Source organism: Corynebacterium sp. (assembly GCF_030535495.1).
Taxonomy (GTDB): Bacteria; Actinomycetota; Actinomycetes; order Mycobacteriales; family Mycobacteriaceae; genus Corynebacterium.
Map to the genome: position 1 here is coordinate 5,262 of NZ_JAUNRW010000083.1, position 4,357 is coordinate 9,618.

General features: G+C 67.1%; 5 protein-coding genes and 1 pseudogene. 5 read left to right on the forward strand and 1 reads right to left on the reverse strand.

Going from position 1 to position 4,357, the window contains the following annotated elements; all coding sequences use genetic code 11:
• The first annotated feature begins 19 nt into the window (after positions 1-19).
• From Q4F73_RS09595 to Q4F73_RS09610, 4 genes are all read left to right on the forward strand, one after another.
• Positions 20-301: a hypothetical protein gene (locus tag Q4F73_RS09595; RefSeq protein WP_303359126.1), complete on the forward strand. Its 282-nt coding sequence runs from the start codon at positions 20-22 to the stop codon at positions 299-301.
• A 183-nt stretch (positions 302-484) separates the two neighbouring features.
• Positions 485-1,573, forward strand: a complete 1,089-nt coding sequence (locus Q4F73_RS09600) for a 3-deoxy-7-phosphoheptulonate synthase (RefSeq protein ID WP_303359127.1) — start codon at positions 485-487, stop codon at positions 1,571-1,573.
• A 5-nt stretch (positions 1,574-1,578) separates the two neighbouring features.
• On the forward strand, positions 1,579-2,346 hold the full coding sequence (locus tag Q4F73_RS09605; RefSeq protein ID WP_303359128.1) for an isoprenyl transferase: 768 nt from the start codon (positions 1,579-1,581) through the stop codon (positions 2,344-2,346).
• 8 nt (positions 2,347-2,354) lie between these two features.
• Positions 2,355-2,864, forward strand: a complete 510-nt coding sequence (locus Q4F73_RS09610) for a flavodoxin domain-containing protein (RefSeq protein WP_303359129.1) — start codon at positions 2,355-2,357, stop codon at positions 2,862-2,864.
• On the opposite strand, the gene coaA is transcribed toward Q4F73_RS09610, so the two are convergent.
• On the reverse strand, positions 2,861-3,787 hold the full coding sequence (gene coaA / locus Q4F73_RS09615) for a type I pantothenate kinase (protein WP_303359130.1): 927 nt from the start codon (positions 3,785-3,787) through the stop codon (positions 2,861-2,863). The two genes, Q4F73_RS09610 and coaA, sit on opposite strands and share 4 nt — an antisense overlap.
• 111 nt (positions 3,788-3,898) lie before the next feature.
• On the opposite strand from coaA, the pseudogene Q4F73_RS09620 reads away from it, so the two are divergent.
• Positions 3,899-4,357, forward strand: a pseudogene (locus Q4F73_RS09620) (serine hydroxymethyltransferase); the annotation flags it as partial.

Below are 4,357 nucleotides of genomic sequence, written 5' to 3' on the forward strand. Positions count from 1 at the left end.
GACATCACGGAAGAAAACGATGCTTGATCTCACAGAACTGATGATCTTCGCCCAGCAGCAGCAGGGCGGTCCGCTCGGCCCGGAGTTCGGTAAGGCCTCTCCCATCGGCATGACCGTTCTCGTCGTGCTCGCCGTCGTGGTGCTGTTCATCGGCTGGTCCTTCCACCGCCGCTACAGCCGCTACAACCGGCGTCGGGCCTTCGCCGAGGCGCACGGCCTGGATCCCTTCGACCGCGAGGCCGTGGACAAGGCGATGGCGGAGGCAGGTCTGCTCGACCGCCGCAAGCAGAGCTGGTTCTAGTGCTATAGTGCCAGTCATGTTCGTCGCACGATTTTATTTTGACGGGGCTCCGGAGCTGAGCCTCGTTGGTGCGCACGCACGCCACTGACGACGAACACCCCCGGAGCCCCAGCAGCACCTCCCCGAGAAATCGGGTCGAGGGGCTGCTTTTTTCATACCCACCCACAGAAAAGAGCCACCCCCATGACCACTGCGACCTACCCCTCGACCGCCAACCGCCGCGTCGTCGCCTTCCATGACCTGCCCAGCCCGGCGGAGCTGCGCACGCGCTCACCGCTGACACCCGAGCAGGAGGAGAGGGTGGAACGGGACAGAACGGAGATCGCCGACATCTTCCGCGGCGCCGATGACCGCCTCGCCGTGGTGGTCGGACCCTGTTCCATCCACGACCGAGAGGCCGCCCTCGACTACGCGCACCGCCTGGCTCCGCTGGCGGACCTGCTGGCCGCGGACCTCAAGATCATCATGCGCGTCTACTTCGAGAAGCCGCGGACCACGATCGGCTGGAAGGGCCTGATCAACGACCCCCACCTCGACGGCTCCTACGACATCAACCACGGCCTGCACCTGGCCCGGGAGGTCTTGAGCGAGGTGGTCAATCTGCGTCTGCCCACCGCCGCGGAGTTCCTCGAGCCCAACTCCCCGCAGTACTGGGCGGACCTGGTCGCCTGGGGTGCCATCGGGGCCCGGACCACCGAATCGCAGGTGCACCGGCAGCTCGCCTCGGGGCTGTCCATGCCGATCGGCTTCAAGAACGGCACCGACGGCACCCTGCAGGTGGCCATGGACGCGGTGTCGGCGGCCTCCCAGCCGCACTTCTTCTTCGGCACCTCGGACGGTGGTCGCCCCTCCGTCGTGCAGACCGCCGGCAACGAGAACTGCCACGTCATCCTCCGCGGCGGAACCGCGGGGCCGAACGCGGATGCGGAGTCGGTGGGACGGGTCGTCGATAAGCTCGCGGAGCGCACCGACCACCCGCGCCTGATGATCGACGCCTCCCACGCCAACTCCGGCAAGGACCACGTCCGGCAGGCGGAGGTGGCGCGCGATGTCGCGCAGCAGATCGCCCGGGGCAACGAGCACATCGCCGGCATCATGCTGGAGTCCTTCCTCGTGGCGGGAGCGCAGACCCTGGATCCGCAGCGACTCGACGAACTCACCTACGGTCAATCGGTGACCGATGCCTGCATGGACATCGACACCACCGTCGACCTGCTCGGCGAACTGGCGGCGGCGGTACGGACACGACGGGCGGGCCAGACACTAGACTGAGAGCCGTGAAACTGACCCGTCTGCTGTATCCCCTCTACGAGCAGCGCCTCGCGCGCGAGCTCAAGGGCGCGCGCCAGCCCAAGCACATCGCGATCATGGCCGACGGCAACCGCCGGTGGGCCCGCGAGGCCGGGCACGCGGACATCAGCCACGGCCACCGGGTGGGGGCGAAGAAGATCGGCGAGGTCGTCCACTGGTGTGAGGAAACCGAGGTGGAGGTGGTCACCGTCTACCTGCTGTCCACGGAGAACCTGGGCCGGGAGGCGCATGAGCTGGAACTGCTCTTCGGGATCATCGGTGATGTCGTCGACGAACTCTCCGGGGACGACCACTCCGCCCGCGTGCGCCTGGTGGGGCACCTCGACCTGCTGCCCCCGGAGGTCGCCGCCCGCTGGCGCGAGTCCGCCCGCCGCACCGTCGAGCGCACCGGAATCACCGTCAACATCGCGGTCGGCTACGGCGGGCGGCAGGAAATCGTCGACGCGGTCCATGAGCTGCTCGCCGAGGAGATCGCCGCCGGCACCCCGGCTGAGACGCTGGCGGACAAGGTCACCGTCGAATCGATCTCCCATCACCTCTACACCTCCGGCCAGCCGGATCCGGACCTGGTCATCCGCACCTCCGGTGAGCAGCGGCTGTCCGGTTTCCTCCTGTGGCAGGCCGCGTACTCGGAGATCTGGTTCACCGACACCTACTGGCCGGCGTTTCGCAGGATCGACTTCCTCCGCGCGCTCCGCGCCTACTCCCACCGCAGTCGACGATTCGGAAAGTAGGGTCCTTCGTGATCACCGTCTTCTATGAGTCCGCGTACGGCTCCACCGCCGACTACGCCCACGCGCTGGCCGAGCGCCTCGGAGTCACCGCCACGCCGCTTGCCGACGCCCCCGTGCTCACCGACTCCACCGACCCCCTGATCGTGCTCTCCTACGTCCACGGACCGATGATCCCGGCGGCGAGTTTCGTGGCGAAGCAGGACACCGGGTCCCGGCCGGTGGCGGTGTGCGCGGTCGGCATGACCCTGCTGGAGGAGTTCCGTGAGAAGGACCAGCTCGCCGGCTCCGTGCCGGAGGGCGCGGCCCGCTTCTACCTGCCCGGACGCCTGAGCTACTCGACGATGAACCGCAAACACAAGATGATCATGTGGGGCTTCGTCAAGGCACTGAAAGCCAAGCGCGAGGCGGACCGCAGCGCCAATGACCGCGCCATCATCGACGCCTACGACCGGGACATCGACCGGGTCGACCTTTCTGAGCTCGACCAGGTCGTCGCGTGGGTTAAGGCCCAGCGCTAGATCTTGCGCATGCGGACCTGCTCCACCAGGTGATCCGCCCCCTTGCGCAGTACCAGGGAGGCGCGGACGCGGGTGGGCAGGATGTTCTCCACCAGGTTGGGCAGGTTGATCGACTGCCAGATCTCGCGGGCCTCCGCCCGGGCCTTGGCGTCGCCGTAGTCGGCGTAGTGGCCGAAGTGCGCGCCGGGCTCACGGAAGGCGGTGGAGCGCAGCTGCAGGAAGCGGTCGATGTACCACTTCTCGATGTCCTCCGTGCGCGCGTCGACGTAGACGGAGAAGTCGAAGAGGTCGGAGACCATGAGCGTCGGGCCGGTCTGCAGCACGTTGAGACCCTCGACGATGAGGATGTCCGGCTGGGAGACGGTGAGCACCTCGTCGGGCACCCGGTCGTAGAGCTTGTGGGAGTAGACGGGGGCGTCGACGGCGGGGTGACCGGACTTCACGTCGGTGACAAAGCGCAGCAGCGCCCGCTGGTCATAGGACTCCGGGAAGCCCTTGCGCTTCATCAGACCGCGTCGGTGCAGCTCGGCCGCCGGGTGGAGGAAACCGTCGGTGGTCACCAGGTCCACCCGGGGGTGAGAATCCCAGCGCTGCAGCAGTACCTGCAGCAGTCGGGCGGTCGTCGACTTTCCCACGGCCACCGACCCGGCCACGCCGATGACGAAGGGCACGTGCCCGGAGGAGGCGCCGAGGAAGGTCTCGGTGGCGGCGATGAGCTTCTGGCGCGCGGAGACCTGCAGGTGGATGAGACGCGACAGCGGCAGATAGACCTCGGCGACCTCCACCAGATCAATGGATTCACCGATACCGCGCAGCTCCTCGACCTCGGCCTCGGTGAGCACCTGCGGCATTGATTTGCGCAGGGCACGCCAGGAGGAGCGGTCGAAATCCACGTACGGGGTGGCATCCTTGGGCCGGGACATGTCTTCCATTGTGTCACCTGTCCTCCGGGGGCAGGGGGTATGGGCCCGCACTGGGGCGGTAAGCTGTGCGTCGAACCTCGTGTCCCCCGAGAAAGGTTGGCGTAAACGCCCATGACCGCTGAGTCTTCTGACCTTCGCTACCAGGAACTGTCCGTTCTCGACCCGGAGATCCACGCCGCCATCGGTGGCGAGATCACCCGTCAGCGCGATTTCCTCGAGATGATCGCCTCCGAGAACTTCGTTCCCCGCGCCGTCCTGCAGGCGCAGGGTTCGGTGTTCACCAACAAGTACGCCGAGGGGTACCCGGGGCGCCGTTACTACGGCGGCTGCGAGAACGCCGACATCGTCGAGGACCTCGCCCGCAACCGCGCCAAGGAGCTTTTCGACGCCGAGTTCGCCAACGTCCAGCCGCACTCCGGCGCACAGGCCAACGCTGCCGTCCTCCACGCCCTGGCTGATGCCGGCGACAAGATCATGGGTCTGTCCCTGGCGCACGGTGGTCACCTCACCCACGGCATGAAGCTCAACTTCTCCGGCAAGCTCTACGACGTCGTCGCCTACGAGGTCGAC